15 protein-coding genes are annotated in these 14,775 nt (G+C 36.9%); 6 read left to right on the top strand and 9 right to left on the bottom strand.

Features of this window, described 5'->3' with window-relative positions:
* Complete coding sequence (locus QPL79_RS04825; protein ID WP_285273653.1) at positions 1 to 243, top strand: hypothetical protein; 243 nt, start codon at positions 1 to 3, stop codon at positions 241 to 243.
* Positions 244 to 573: 330 nt separating this feature from the next.
* Here QPL79_RS04825 and QPL79_RS04820 read toward each other — a convergent pair whose 3' ends face one another.
* Entirely contained in the window at positions 574 to 1,623 is a 1,050-nt protein-coding gene (locus tag QPL79_RS04820; protein WP_285273652.1) for an L-threonylcarbamoyladenylate synthase, read from the bottom strand.
* Positions 1,607 to 2,260 carry an HAD family hydrolase gene (locus tag QPL79_RS04815; protein ID WP_285273651.1) on the bottom strand — a complete coding sequence of 218 codons (654 nt, stop codon included), beginning with the start codon at positions 2,258 to 2,260 and terminating at the stop codon, positions 1,607 to 1,609. Before QPL79_RS04815 ends, QPL79_RS04820 begins: the two co-directional genes overlap by 17 nt.
* Positions 2,261 to 2,376: 116 nt before the next feature.
* On the opposite strand from QPL79_RS04815, the gene QPL79_RS04810 reads away from it, so the two are divergent.
* Positions 2,377 to 4,938: a S8 family serine peptidase gene (locus tag QPL79_RS04810; RefSeq protein WP_285273650.1), complete on the top strand. Its 2,562-nt coding sequence runs from the start codon at positions 2,377 to 2,379 to the stop codon at positions 4,936 to 4,938.
* An 18-nt stretch (positions 4,939 to 4,956) separates the two neighbouring features.
* Here the strand turns inward: QPL79_RS04810 and yjjX are convergent, their stop codons facing one another.
* Positions 4,957 to 5,493: an inosine/xanthosine triphosphatase gene (gene yjjX, locus QPL79_RS04805; protein WP_285273649.1), complete on the bottom strand. Its 537-nt coding sequence runs from the start codon at positions 5,491 to 5,493 to the stop codon at positions 4,957 to 4,959.
* A 239-nt stretch (positions 5,494 to 5,732) separates the two neighbouring features.
* Positions 5,733 to 6,584, bottom strand: a complete 852-nt coding sequence (locus QPL79_RS04800) for a DMT family transporter (RefSeq protein WP_285273648.1) — start codon at positions 6,582 to 6,584, stop codon at positions 5,733 to 5,735.
* 65 nt (positions 6,585 to 6,649) lie between these two features.
* On the opposite strand from QPL79_RS04800, the gene QPL79_RS04795 reads away from it, so the two are divergent.
* On the top strand, positions 6,650 to 7,249 hold the full coding sequence (locus tag QPL79_RS04795; protein WP_285273647.1) for a MarC family protein: 600 nt from the start codon (positions 6,650 to 6,652) through the stop codon (positions 7,247 to 7,249).
* Between the two features lie 13 nt (positions 7,250 to 7,262).
* Here the strand turns inward: QPL79_RS04795 and QPL79_RS04790 are convergent, their stop codons facing one another.
* Genes QPL79_RS04790 through QPL79_RS04780 form a run of 3 tightly spaced genes read right to left on the bottom strand, consistent with a single transcriptional unit; the run spans position 7,263 to position 9,534 of the window.
* Positions 7,263 to 8,051: an ABC transporter permease gene (locus QPL79_RS04790; protein WP_285273646.1), complete on the bottom strand. Its 789-nt coding sequence runs from the start codon at positions 8,049 to 8,051 to the stop codon at positions 7,263 to 7,265.
* A gap of 5 nt (positions 8,052 to 8,056) precedes the next feature.
* Complete coding sequence (locus QPL79_RS04785) at positions 8,057 to 9,049, bottom strand: ATP-binding cassette domain-containing protein (RefSeq protein WP_285273645.1); 993 nt, start codon at positions 9,047 to 9,049, stop codon at positions 8,057 to 8,059.
* Between the two features lie 2 nt (positions 9,050 to 9,051).
* On the bottom strand, positions 9,052 to 9,534 hold the full coding sequence (locus QPL79_RS04780) for a PadR family transcriptional regulator (RefSeq protein ID WP_285273644.1): 483 nt from the start codon (positions 9,532 to 9,534) through the stop codon (positions 9,052 to 9,054).
* A 112-nt stretch (positions 9,535 to 9,646) separates the two neighbouring features.
* Between QPL79_RS04780 and QPL79_RS04775 the strand changes: the two genes are divergently transcribed.
* From QPL79_RS04775 to QPL79_RS04765, 3 genes are all read left to right on the top strand, one after another.
* Positions 9,647 to 10,219, top strand: a complete 573-nt coding sequence (locus tag QPL79_RS04775) for a YfcE family phosphodiesterase (RefSeq protein WP_285273643.1) — start codon at positions 9,647 to 9,649, stop codon at positions 10,217 to 10,219.
* Between the two features lie 95 nt (positions 10,220 to 10,314).
* Entirely contained in the window at positions 10,315 to 11,301 is a 987-nt protein-coding gene (locus QPL79_RS04770; RefSeq protein WP_285273642.1) for an MraY family glycosyltransferase, read from the top strand.
* A 111-nt stretch (positions 11,302 to 11,412) separates the two neighbouring features.
* Positions 11,413 to 12,174: a PRK13768 family protein gene (locus QPL79_RS04765; protein ID WP_285273641.1), complete on the top strand. Its 762-nt coding sequence runs from the start codon at positions 11,413 to 11,415 to the stop codon at positions 12,172 to 12,174.
* Between the two features lie 11 nt (positions 12,175 to 12,185).
* On the opposite strand, the gene QPL79_RS04760 is transcribed toward QPL79_RS04765, so the two are convergent.
* Both QPL79_RS04760 and gatD read right to left on the bottom strand, forming a co-directional pair.
* Complete coding sequence (locus QPL79_RS04760) at positions 12,186 to 13,226, bottom strand: DsbA family protein (protein ID WP_285273640.1); 1,041 nt, start codon at positions 13,224 to 13,226, stop codon at positions 12,186 to 12,188.
* A gap of 77 nt (positions 13,227 to 13,303) precedes the next feature.
* Entirely contained in the window at positions 13,304 to 14,650 is a 1,347-nt protein-coding gene (gatD, locus tag QPL79_RS04755) for a Glu-tRNA(Gln) amidotransferase subunit GatD (RefSeq protein WP_285273639.1), read from the bottom strand.
* Positions 14,651 to 14,775 lie beyond the last annotated feature (125 nt).

Raw genomic sequence — 14,775 nt, 5'->3', positions numbered from 1 at the left:
TTGCTTCTGAACGAGCCTGAAAAGCTTAGAAACATTCTTCTCGATAAATATGGTGACACAACCTCTGTGTACTTCATCATCAAATATCTTCTTCTTAGACCACTGCTAATTGAGAAGAATAGACTTGATAAAGAAGAAGAGCTTGCAACAAGTTTTCTAAACAACCCAGAGGAATTCAAGAAAATGCTAAGTTCATTGTTCATTACTCCAAGAATAGCCATACCAAAAACACATTCGCTATGAAAAACCTCAATTGTTTACACAAAAATTAATACACATTTTCCCGTTGAGCTATAAAAGCCTGGAACTCTTTGCTGTATATACCTCTTTATAATTAGAGCTATCTGTGCTTTATCCATGGCTAGCTACACCACCAAAATCTTTTCAATAAGTAAATGATGTGGGGAGGTGTGAGTAGCGAAGAAATGTTGCGTAATGCATGTTGAGGATTTCTACTTCTACTCTTCCCCTCTCCCCCCCCCCGTTTGGATGTCATAGCTTCTACACACCCTGCACACTACGTAATATAGGTAACAGAATATATAAGTTTTTCCTTCATTTATAGAATGCAAATTATTTAACTATTTTTGTTGATGCTTTTCTAAGTCTATTCATTACTGCTAGCCCAAGTCCTTTCTCCTCAACACCTTCGGCAATGGCTATTTCAACACCTTCTCTATCTAGTTCTCTCAGAATTTTGAATAGGTTTTTTGCTATTTCGAAAATGTTTTTTCTAGAGCCGTAAACAATGATTTTATCTGTGTATGTAGTATACATGTTTGCTGTTTCTGTGGATGCTATAACTGCTATTCTCCTACCTGCTTTCTTCAGCTCTTCAGCAATTTTAGTCACGGTGCTAACCATTTTATTTTGATTGCTGTATTCAACAAGTATTATTGGTGTTTCTGGAGAGTAGTGTTTGTACTTCATTCCAGGTGCTAAAGCTTTTTCGCTTTCAGCAAGTCCTCTAGACTCTTGTGTCACTATTATCTCCTCACCTAGAGCCTCAGATATTTTCTCAATTGGCATTGCACCTGGTCTTAGAAGCTTCATTGGTTTTGTTGTTGCATCAACAATTGTTGACTCTACACCATATATTGTCTCTCCAGAATCTATAATAGCGTTTGCCCTTCCAAACATGTCAACCATTACGTGAAAACCTGTTGTTGGACTTGGCCTACCAGATATGTTTGCACTTGGAGCTGCTATAGGTCCTGTACAATCTATGAGCTTCAAAGCAACTGGGTGTGCAGGTATTCTAACAGCAACTGTTGGGAGATTTGCTGTAGCCTCTGAAGCTACTCTAGAACCTTTCTTTAGAAGCAATGTGAATGGCCCTGGCCAAAGAATTTCAACTGCCTTCAATATTTTTTCTGGAATCTCATCAGCAACTTCATAAAGCTGCTTCTTGTTTGATATGTGAACTATTAGAGGATTGTCCATGGGCCTGTTCTTAGCGATGAAAACTTTTTTCACAGCTTCTCCATTGAATGCTGATGCCCCCAAGCCATAAACTGTTTCAGTTGGGAAAACAACTATGCCTCCACTCAAAACAATTTCACAACATTCTCTAATAGCATCCTCATCAATATTGTTAATATCTATTCTAAAAACCTTTGTCAAAACCAGGTTTTACCACCCAGCCAAGTCTAGAAGCAACCTCAACAGCTTCTGAAAGACTGTGTGCAATTGGTATTTCAAGAACCTCCAAATCCTCTTCAACATCATCAGTATCACTAATCTTGAAGCTCTTAACGTTTCTAGCAACAAGTATTGCTTTTAAGCCATTAACATAAGCAGCAAAAACATCTAGAATTTTATCACCTATGAAAAGAGCTTTCTGTGGTTTAACACCAAGAATCTTAACAGCCTTTGCTATTTGCTCAAACCTATTCCTAGCATCTTCTCTTGTAACAACAGCTTTTGTGCACCAATCAACACCAAGCTTTTTAAGAGCTTGGAAACAAGCATCTCTGCTTTGCATAGTGACAAAGCCAATACTGTGAGACTTGCACAAACTAGAAACTATTTTTGGAGAATTATCAAATACTATGAGCTTCTCAATAGATTTTAACTCAATTTCCGTTAAAATTTTGTGTATCCTCCAGAAAGAGTCTGTTCCAAAACACTTGTTTACAAAGCCTAGAAAGCTATTGGCAGTGCAAAACTCTTTTCTAATAGCAGCCACTACAAAGTCCCAGTCAATTGGAAACAAAGCTAGTGTTCCATCAACATCAAATATTATTGCATCTACAACCACTGAAACACACCATGCTTGTAAATCAAATGCGATTAGAAAAGGATAATAAGTTTAGTGCTCAGTACTAAAACATATTTTCTGTGTTTCTCAAGGATTTTTCCCAAAGGTGGATAAAAATGTTTAATCACAAACACTTGACCTCAATACTTTTGCTTGTTCTTCTTCTAGCAATTGCCTTAAACAACATTGTCTTTTGGGTTTTAAAGGTTAAGGCTCTTGAAAATGCAAATGAGTACATCATCTACTTTGATGAACATGCACAACTCTTTCAAGTCATTTCCACAACTCAGTGTATTGTTGAAAATGTTTTTTGGAATATTAAAGCAGTTTTGGCTAGGTGTACACCAAGCGCTATTAGCATTATCAAAAGCTTTGGTTTTTCCACATACCCAAACATAAACATATCTATTCACTCAACATTGTCAAGTCTAAGAGTTGTTGGAAGTGTTCAGAGGATTAGCCAAGGCTATGGCTTGTTAACAAACGTGACACTTGCATGGTCTTGGGCAGTATCAAGAGTTGCTGCAGACATTGCTTTGAGATATTTAAACGCATCTATCTATAGCATAAACATAGCTATTCTGGATACAGGTATAGATCCAACACATCCACTATTAGCAGGTAAGCTTGTTGGGTGGATTGAGTTTGATAGAAAGGGAAGACCTGTTTGCTCAGAGCCTCACGATACCTATGGGCATGGGACGTGGGTTGCGAGCATAGCTGCTGGAGGTGATGGAAAAAGATATGTTTTTGGAGTAGCACCAAATGCTAAAATACTTTCAGCACTTGTTTTGCCAGCTGGGTATGGAACATCTGCCCAAGTTCTAGCTGGTCTCGACTGGGTTTTGAAGCCATATGACTGTAGGAAACAACCAATAAATGTTGGTAGAGTTAATGTTGTTTCAATGAGTTTTGGAGCATCTGGAAACTACTCAAATGTTTTTCTACCAGCAATAGAAAAGCTCATAGAAAATGGTATTGTGGCTATAGCTGCAATAGGCAACGATGGTCCATATACATCATCAAATCCTGGAAATATATGGGGTGTTATAGGTGTTGGGGCAACAAACTTCAACGATAATGTTGCGTGGTTTAGTAGTTTCGAAACTGTTGAGTGGCCAGAGCCTCCAGCAACATGGCCTTTTAAAGGGGTCTATCCCAAAACCTATGAAAAACCTGATGTTGTTGCTCCTGGTGTTGATGTTCCAGGGGCTTTCCCAGGTGGTTTAATAGCTATTGATAGTGGAACAAGTGCTTCCACACCAATTGTTGCTGGAGTAGCTGCTGTTGTTAGTGAAATTCTTTATAGAAAAGGGCTTAGCGGTGCTAAGCTAGTTGAAGCTGTTTACGATGTTATAACATCGACTACAGATTTTGTTAATGGTAGTGGCTCTGGAAAGGGTCTTGTAAATGCATTCAAGGCTATTGCAAAAGCACTTAACTTCAACATATATTCGATAAACGTAGATGTTTACCCATCTGAAGCAACACCAATGTCAAAAGCTGTTGCAAAAATCTACAATCTCTACAAAGAAACTGCTCTATCAATTTACATAGCTGGTGTAGAAATCTACAAAGGTCTTTATAGACCAGGTACCGTAGCTGTTTTCACAATTCCACCAACACACATTGGTGGTAACGAGGTTATTGCAGTAGGTATTGAGAAGGGGAGTGTTTACTATGGCAAAAAACTAATCAAAATAAACCCAGATTTAATCCTGTCGACAGGTATTGTAGGCAAGGTCACTAACATCTCAAGTGGTGAGATACTCAATATACTCGTTGCCGGCATTGGCATTGGCGATATTGTAGCTGTTTACATAGGAAACAACATTGTTTCTTTCGACATTTCTAATTTGAGAGGCGGAATATATTCAGCTGTTGTAACACCATTTGTTGCAGAAAGCAATTGGTATAATGTGACATTGTATGACTTTTCAAATCCAAATGTTGTGCTTCAAAAACCTTTGTATATATCGTCTAGAGCTGTTGAAGTTGTTACTAGAATAATAAATGCAACGAAAATAGTAAATACAACACATGTAATAAACAACACATATGTGAAGACATATAAGCTCTATACACTTCTGCCATTGCACATAAGCACTAAGAGCTATTATGTTGTTGGTGAGGAGAGCTACATAGAAGTATCGTCACCTGTTAACATATCAATTCAAAGGGTTGAGATATTTACAAAGCCAAGTGATGTAGTTGATGTGGAGATTGTAAATATTTCTAATCCATACAACAACCTGTACAGAATTTGGATAAAGCCTGTGGCGAAAAAGCAGTTTAGCTATGCAGAAGCTGTTGCAACAATATATGTTAATGTCAATGAGAGTTTATTGCCATATACAACAACATTAACAATTCTTTGGCAAAGTCCTGAAAAAGCCATTGCCACAGGTGTTAACAGCACAATTAAGAATGCTACTAAAGGTGTAACAAATATTGTATTGAGTATAGCAGCAAATGTGACTTCGCAAATAAGTAGCGTTGCTAAAGAACTAAACAATTTGAAAACATATCTGGATATTGTTAATAGTTCTTTGGCTAAAAGCTATGATGAGATAAGCAAAAGAATTGATTTGATATCAAAAGAGGTGACAATAGCCTATGCAATAGCTTTTGCATCTATAGCCATAGCTGTTGTAGCATTGCTTCAACGCAGAAAATGAGCTAGGCTATAACCTTTTTTACATGTAAACATCTTTGTTGATAAATGGTATTAAAGCAGCTATAACAGAGTAGTATGTTAGATCCTCTCTACGCACAACACCTTTGGTTAGCAGTTTTATGAAGCCACCCTTCTCCCCTATGTTTTTAGTGCCATAAAAATTGTCAACAACTTCCTCAAGCTCTTTGAAAACACCTTTGATAATCAACTCAGCAAATTTTTTGGGTATTGGAAAAGCTGGGGAGAAGCCATAGGATGCAAAACCATTTCTATCAACAATGTATGTTACTTGAACATCGTAAAAAACTTCGCCAAAGCTTATAAAACCAGCTTCAACACCAACACCAAAGTCACAATCACTAAAACACTTCAAGGCCTTTTCAGCTCTTATTCTAGCACCTCTCATAGTTATTTCAATACCTATTGGCTGTGGCGGAAGACCTGTTTCAACAGCGCACCCCTTAACATCAACATTATTGAAAAACGCTTGGAAAGCTCTTCTAACACCCTCTATCTTCGAAGGATTTTTACTACCAACACATACCCTCAATTCCATTTGCTAGACTCCAACCCTTGTTCTAGTGAATTTTGAAACATTTGCTATAATTTGTGTTGAATGGGGTATAAAACTTTTCATATTGTTAAGCTTATGTAATGATGATTACATGCTGTTTATGAGAGGTTTTAGAAGAGATGTTGAGGAGGTGTATACATGAAGAAAATTCTTGTGGATTTATACTTGTATTGCGTGTGTGAAATGTTTATAGAATTGAATAGCTTAAAACTCATAGAAGGTTATTGCTTGCTACTTTTAAGAACAATCCATGTTCCAGAAATTGCCAAGGCTAGTGCAATGCCGTGTATAGTTGTCATGTTCTCTCCTAGAATAATAACTGCTAAGGCTGAGGCTATTGCTGGTTCTGCTAATGCTATCGATGTTACTGTTGAGCTTTTGTAGAATTTGAGCAAGTAGTTCATTGTTGTGTGACCACCTATCATGGGTACAACTGCTAGTGCTAATAGCCATGGCCACGATTTTGGGATATAGGAAAACACATTATCTTTGGCAATAAAGCTATACAGAAGTGTTGTTATGGATGCTGAAGCATATGCTGTTACAGCATATTCTTTTAGCGCCATGAACTTTCTAGAAATTTTGCCAATGTAGAAATAGATTGCAGCTGCTATAGATGCTGCAAAAGATTCTGCGACACCTATTAAACTGCCTCCAACATGTGTTGATGTGTATAGGGAGAGTGTAATAACACTTGCAAAACCCATTACAATTCCAGCTACTTCCAAAATACTTGGCTTTTCACCTTTCAAAGTCTCTACAATGGCTAGGTGAATTGGGTATAAAACAACAATTGTTGTGCTAACAGCTACAGAAACTCTGAATAAAGAATCCATCCAAAGAACAAAATGAGTTGCAAGTGCAATCCCAGCTAGAAAGGGGTAGAGAGTGTGTTTAGAAAAAATATGTTTTGTTGAGCCACTTGGTGAAAAAGCTATTATTATTGATGCTATTAAAAGTCTCCAAAAAGCACAAGCAATGGGAGAAGCATTTGAAAGCCTAATAAATATGGATGCAAGCCCAATGCTAATAGAAGCAACAATGAATAGCATTACATGAACTGCTTTACCCATTTCTCATCACAATCAAGCACTTCAGTTTTTAAATTCAACAGATAACATTATAAAAGGTTTTGACAATGGAAATTATAGAGCCATACGCTATAGCAATGCTATCAATACAGCTATTCGCCATAATGGATCCTCTAGCAGCACTACCAACACTTCTAGATATCACCTCGTTGCTACCACCAGATGAAAGCAAAAAACTTGTAAACAAAGCAGCTTTGGCAATATTCATCTTGCTAAACATCTTTAGTGTTGTCGGGGGATACATACTCCTATTTTTCGGCATAAGCCTATCAGCACTTAAAACAGCTGCAGGGGCAATACTCATGGCAACAGCAATAGACACCTTGATAACAGGACACAAGCCAGAGAAAATAGATGTTGGAACATATGTCATAGTTCCAATAGCAACACCTCTAATTGTTGGCCCAGGCACAATGACTTTGCTAATTACATCAGCAAGACTATATGGACTTCTAAACACGTTGATAGCATCATACATAGCTTTCATATTAACATACTTTGTTATGATAGTGGGAAGAGAGGTGGCAAGGCTTGCTGGAACAACATTTCTACAAGGTCTTGGAAGATTCATGTCAATAATAATAGCGTCTTTTGCTGTTGAAATGATTGCTTCTGGAATAAGGGAGTATGTAAAAAGCTTTGGATAAACATATTCGCTCATTACTCAATTGTTGTTCTCTCAAACATTTTCATGGCAATCACCATTAACATTAAAGATGTTGCTATTAGCAATAAAATCTCAGTTTCTTGACCAAGCCATGGATAAACCATGTTAAGAAATGAAACCCCTGATAAGTAGTATCTACACAAATCAACAGCATAGGTTAGCGGGGATATTAGTGCAAGAATTTGCATCCATGTTGGAGTCATGTTAAGTGGAAACATGGATCCACTTAGCAAAGTCATTGGCATTGTCACTGTTCCAACTATTAACTGAAAGCCTTCTGGACTTCTCATGGAAGATGCTATTGCAATACCCATTGAGGTAAAGCCAATGGCCATTACAAAGCCTATTGCAAGTGCTATTGGAAGCCCCATTGGATTAAGTCTAGATGTTAATGCAAAGCCCATTGCAAGCATTATCAAACCATTTGTTAGAGACACTATTGAGTCTCCAAGTGCTCTTCCAAGAATTGTTAAGTATCGTGGAGCTGGTGCAACAAGAACTTCCTTTAGAAAACCAAACTGCTTATCCCATATAACTGATATTCCACCCATGAAACTGGCTTGGAATATTGATGTTGCAAATGTTGCTGGTAATAGAAAAGATAGATAGTCTAGTCCTTTAAAAAGCATTTGGAATTGCTGCCCCCTTAATGTATATGCCCAGCCAAGCCCAAAGAATAGTAGCCATAGAATGTTATTTACTATCGTACCTGCAATTCTTGATCTTGCTCTCCAAAACCTTTTTATTTGTCTATAAGCCATTATATAAACATACTCCAGCATTTTCATCACCTCATCCTAGCTCTATGTCTCATTCTAGCTATTTCTATGAAACTTCCCTCACTATCCCTTATCTCTCTACCAGTTAAGTGTATGAATACATCATTTAGAGATGGTCTTCTATAGCTAACCTCTACAACTCTCATCTCAAGTTTTTCTAGATGAAGAAGTATTGCAGGTATTGCCTCAGAAGCTTTTTTAACTTGCAAAGCAACTGTATTGCTCTCAACAACTTTGCAATTCTCTACACCAGTTATTGAAAGTTTTGAACATATCTCACCATCGTTTTTAGCCAGTTTCACATAAACAATGTCTGAACTAACCATAGACTTTAGCTCTTCAGCTGTTCCCAAGGCTATTATTTTTCCATGGTCTATAATAGCTATTCTATCACACAACATCTCAGCCTCCTCCATGTAATGCGTTGTTAAAAAGATTGTTGTTCCATACTCCTTGTTCAACCTCTTTATATAGTCCCATATATGAACCCTTGTCTGAGGATCTAAACCAATTGTTGGCTCATCTAGGAAGAGTATTCTTGGTATGTGAAGCATTGCTCTAGCAATTTCCAGTCTTCTTCTCATACCACCTGAATAGTTTCTCACAAGTCTGTCTTTGAATTCCCAAAGCTCAACAAATTTTAGTGCCTCCTCAATTCTTTCTCTAAGACTCTGCCCCCTCAACCCATATAATCTTCCATGAATATAGAGATTCTCATAACCAGTCAAGTTATCATCTAACGAAGGATCTTGAAACACAATACCAATACTCTTCCTGACCTTAGCAGGTTGCGAAACAACATCATATCCAGCTACAAAAGCTTTACCTGATGTAGGTTTAAGCAAAGTTGCTAATATGTTTATTGTTGTTGTTTTTCCAGCTCCATTAGGTCCTAAAAACCCAAACACCTCCCCACTTCTAACCTGAAAGCTTATTCCTCTAACAGCTTCAATAGATCCATATCTTTTAACAAGATTTTCAACAACTATATCATTTTCCATGCCTATTCACCTCTAGACAAAATCCTGTTTCTAAGATCCTCAAGAGACTTCACAAAAACATCAATGTAACTCCTCAGAAGATTCAAATCATCTTCACCTGCACTAGGCAAAACCTCAACAAGTTTAAAGATTGCTTCCCTAACCCTACTCCCACCAACACTTTCAAAAATCCTCATACCCTTAAAAAACCTCTTTATAAACTCAATTCTTTGCATATGGCTTTCAAGAAACTTCACACCACTTTCAGTTATTTTATATATTCTCATAATCTTTCTTCCCTTCATACCCTGGCCACTAACCTCTATATAACCCATGGAAACAAGTTTTCTTAGAGATGGGTATAAAATGCCAGGACTTTTATGAATAAAGAACTCTTCCTCTATTCTTCTCATAATCTCATAGCCATGTGCAGGGCCTTTGGAAAGAGCATAGAGTATTATGAGTGCTGTATTGAATTCAAATTCCTTTTGCGTTGGTCTAAACATTATTATCACAGATATATCTGCAGATATATCTGCAGAGGATTTAAAACTTTATGAAAATAAGCAATTTAAGCTACTACACATGTAATATCATTGCTGTGAAATGTGTGGAAACATGGCTTTGGAGAAGCGCTTAATACTTATAATATCTGATAGCCATATTCATGAGAGAGCTGATTGGTTTCCAAAGGAGTTTGTTGAGATGTTTAAGAGTAGAAAATATGATGCTGTTATACATGCTGGTGATGTTGTTGATCAAGATGTTCTGGACTATATTGAGAGATTGGGAAAGAGACTAGTTGTTGTGCAAGGAAATATGGATTATCTTGATTTGCCTGAGGAAGAGGTTTTTGATGTTTTTGGAATAAGAATTGGTGTTGTTCATGGTGATCAGGTTAGGCCAAGGGGTAACATAAGTGCTTTAACTATGATCGCAAGGAGAATGGGGGTATCAATTCTTGTTTCTGGCCATACACACTCACCATTTGTAACAGTATACTCAAGTGTTTTGCATATTAACCCGGGTTCTGTTACTGGTGTATGGGGTGGTGGAGGAGGCTCATTTACACCATCATTTATAGAAATGGAGCTATACAGCAATGGAGTAACTAATATAACTCTTTACCAACTTGAAAGGAATAGGATTACATCGAAAGAGGAGACAATAACTCTTTACCCAACAAGCTAGCTCTGCTTCCTCATCCCCATAGCCATATATTGTTTGACTATGTCTAGACAACAAGCTTAAATTTTTGTAACTTGAATGCATTAATTTGATCAGATATGGATTGGCTATTCATACAACTTGCTACAGCATTCGCAACAGTATTATCAGCTATTGCCTCAATAGCTATTGAGAAGAGGCTTGGTATTCTATGTGTTGATGTGCATAAGCCTAGTAAGCCAAAAATTCCATGCAATGGCGGATTTGCCATTTTTATAGGGTTGGTAACTGGTTTTTCTCTTCTTCTATACAGTGGATATGTAGATGCAAAACATTTTGAGGCCTTTACACTATCTATTATCGCATCCTTTGTCATAGGTTTTGTAGATGACTTAGTTGATTTGAAGTCTAGGTGGAAAATAATACTTGGTTTTGTTTCTGCAGCACCTGTATTGCTACTAGGAGTTTATACTCCAAGACCGTGGATACCTCTTGTTGGCTATATTAGAATATCTAATCTGTATCCACTTCTTCTTCTAGTAGCATTCACTGTTTATCAGAATGGTGCAAACATGATAGATACCCACAATGGTACCTTGCCAATATTTGTATTGTTTACACATCTTTTTGCGTTTCTACTGAAGCTGTTAACTGAGTCGAGTATAGATTCTTGCCTACCTTTGCTAACAGTTATTGTTGTTGTATTAGCTTACAGTATCTTCAATGTTTACCCAGCGAAGATATTCAATGGAAACACAGGTGCGTTTATACTTGGAGTTACAATACCTCTTATGATTGCCTATTACAGGCTAGAGCTATACTATATAATGGCTTCTATACCAATGTTTATAAACGGTTTTTACTACATAGCATCTGTTAAAGGCTTTTTACAGAAGGAAAGTGTTAAAAGACCTACATTCGTAGATGAAGCAGGCTGTATACATTCATCAAAAGACTCTTTAGCTCCGATAACACTTGTGAGACTTGTAACAGGGTTTTCTAGAAGTGGGTTAAGCGAAAAAGAGCTTGTGACTACGCTGTACACTGTTTTCATGCTATCATCACTTATTTCACTATTTTTAGTAATGGCTCTTGGATACAGATAGTTTTTAAGATAACAGTACTGCACTTCATTTAATGCATGTATGCGAAAACCTATTAGCTTCTTAACAGATTGTTTCTATCTGCCAACAAATAGTATTTTCTGGTGATACTATTTGACAAAAAACGTTATCATGTTTATTGGTCCTGCTGGATGTGGCAAGTCAACACTAGTCTATGCATATTCGAGTTGGTTGGTTAAGGAATTTGGTGCAAGTGTTTTCAAAGTTAATTTGGATACAGCAGCTGAGTATATTCCCTATGAACCTGATTTTGATGTGAGTTTCTATATAAATGCTCATAGAATTGCTAAGGAGTTTGGCCTTGGACCAAACGGTGCTCTTGTAAAGTCTATGGACATGCTTGCTGAGAATACTCGAATCATTGAAAAAGCTATTGGAGATGCCAATGCTGATTTTATTCTTGTTGATACACCAGGTCAGATGGAGGTATTTATTTTTAGAGATGTTGCTCCAAAAATTGTTGAGGTTTTCAAAAGAATGGCTAACAATGTTCTTGCTCTCTTTATTCTTGATGCAGGTGTTATTAAAAGAGTTGAGGACTATGTATTTACATCAATAATGTCTGTAGCTCTTCAAGCAAGACTTGGAATTGATGTTGTTCCAGTTATAAACAAAATTGATGTTTATCCAAATCTGGAGCTTATAGGAGATGTGATAAGCGATGTGGATATAGTGACTGAGAAACTGAGAAACAGTGGATTGTATGGAGAAATGCTGTCAAAGGTAATGGATGTTATATGGCTTTACAGCAAAGCAACTAGAGTGCCAAGGGTATCAGCAAAAAATATGCAGGGACTTGAAGAACTTCATAGAATAGTTCATGAACTCACATGTAGCTGTGGCGATTTAACATAGCATACTCAATATTATGTTAAATAGCTTCTAACAATATTTAGAATATCATCTGCTGATGCATATCCAACAATCACAACACCTCTACCACTCTCCCTACTCCATATCACAATACCTGGTGTCCCAAATACTCCATATCTTCGTGACTCCAGCTCATCGTTTTTAATAATTTCATCAATTTTATTCAAATTAACATCAAATTTATCAATACCAGTTAAATTCTTTATCATTGAAGCAACAATTTCTGGCGAAGGGTTTGATCCAGTATACACATAATCATATATTTTCTTCATCAAATTGAATACTAGTGTAGCATTTTTTGTTACTACATATAAACTTGTCAAGTTTCTGTGAATATTAACAACACCTGAATGCACTATAAGGTTCTTTAAAACAATTGCAAATGTATTATTTGAAACAAAATGCTCTATAGTTGGTATGGACTCTTTATAAAACTTTGCACAAAATGGGCACCAAGCATCCTCATATATAATTAGATAGTATTTAGCATTCAATGAGCCTATAACAGGCGTTTCCCCCAAACTAATATTAGGCTTTTCAAAAGTTTCAATAAAAACCCTTGGCTCTTTCAATATCGAAACACCGTAGTATGCCAAGTAGCTATAAACTCCTATTGTAATGTTCTCTCTTGCAATATAGTATCTTCCACTAACATCAAATAAATTTGAAATTCCCTTCGCCGCAGACAAATCCTTTGATGTGTAAATACCGAATATGGGGAATGTTTTATAAGGGCTTAGCAAGTTTCTTGTAGCTTCATCCACCTCAGAGAATTTTCTAATACAAAGTGTGAGTGTTAGGTTTATTGCTCCACTGCTGTTAGAGGTGATATAGCTTTGAATACTCTGCATCAAATGATTGAAAACAGTTGCATTGGGGGGAATGCTATAGTATATAACAAAGAATGTGTTATCTTTATTTATTTGGCATACTTGTGTTGATGGTTTGCTCGAAACATTTAAAAAATACCACAAACCTATTAATGCTCCAGCTATAGCCACAGCTATGACCACGACAATTAATAATTTATTCAAGTGAATACACCTTGAGAAGCAAATCGTTTTTTCCCAATATAAATCTATTGCAACTGATTACCAAAATTGTTTTAGGTTTAGTGAATCCATATTGGATAGAGGTTGTGTGTGTGAACAGGGTTTATCTCATTAACATAGTTTGTTAGCATCATTTTTTTAACCTCCTTCAAATCTCTTGTTTGTGCCAATACCCATGACAATTTCACATATGCTGTTTCTGGCAACATATCCTCCCCTGGGATAACACCTGCTTCCAGAAGTCTTCTACCAGTTGTGTAAACATTCATGTTCACTCTACCAAAAAGTGTTTGTGTTGTCATAACAACTGCTATACCCTCCTCAACTGCTCTTCTGATAGACTCTATAGTGTAGCTTCCAATGTGTCCAAGTCCGGTACCCTCAATAACTATTCCATGAAACTTTTTATCAACTAGAAAATCTATTATTTCACTTTGAAAACCTGGATATGCCTTAACCAAAGCAACTTTGTCATCAAAAGAAGCAGAAAACTTTATCTCTTCAAAGCCCTTGGATCTGGGAATAAATCTGTTGTTTATTGTTTTTATTTCCATTTTCATCAAATCTATTTTTGCAAGTGGGAAATCGTTTATGCTTTGAAAAGCGTCTCTTCTACTACTATGCATCTTCCTCACCTTCACACCTCTATGAGCAAAAGCCTCCGTATCCGATGGTGTTGAGTGCATAACAACTACAACCTCTCCAAATGGTGCTTTAAGAGTTGTTACAACAGCTGCCAATAGATTGAGAGCTGCATCTGTACTTGGTCTATCACTACTTCTCTGAGCACCTACAAGAGCTATTGGCATTGGAAGATTTTGAAGAGAAAATGCTAGTGCAGCTGCTGTATACCCCATTGTGTCTGTTCCATGTGTCACAACAATGCCATCAACACCATTCGCAATTGATTTGTAGACAGATTCTGCAATAGCTTTCCAGTGAGCTGGTGTCATATCCTCGCTCAAGATATTGAATAGAACCTCAACATCATATCCCGCAAAATCTTTAAGCTCAGGTATTATCTCCATTAGTTCTGCAGGGCTCATAGCGGGCTTAACAGCACCAGTTTCATACTCAACTCTACTAGCTATTGTACCTCCACAACCAAGAATTTTAACAACTGGTTTCTGTTTCTGAATCACTTCCTGAGCTCTTGCCCCACCTCTCTCAATGCACTCAACAACATCAATTTTAGAAACTCTGTTAATCGATATGCCAATGTTATAACCATTGTCAAGCTTAACAACTATTATGTCACTACTGCTAAACTCATGATGAGGCATCAAAATACCTTCAAAAACCATGTTATTGGCAAGCCACAACCTAATTCTACAACCAATCCTTGCTCCATGTTTCTCAAGAACACTTCTTACAAAATCCCTATAACCAGGTAAATAATCATCCATAAAGCTTACACCAATAAAAAACTGCTGTCGCCACTAGAATTTAAGTTAAAATCAACCATGCAATTGGATATGCCAAGACCTTTTACAATACTTAATAGCGTCTGAAAAACAAATATTGCAAAAAC

The organism is Ignisphaera cupida (assembly GCF_030186535.1).
In the GTDB taxonomy this organism is placed as follows: domain Archaea; phylum Thermoproteota; class Thermoprotei_A; order Sulfolobales; family Ignisphaeraceae; genus Ignisphaera; species Ignisphaera cupida.
Note: the sequence above shows the minus strand (reverse complement) of the source record. Positions and strands in the feature narration are given on the sequence as shown.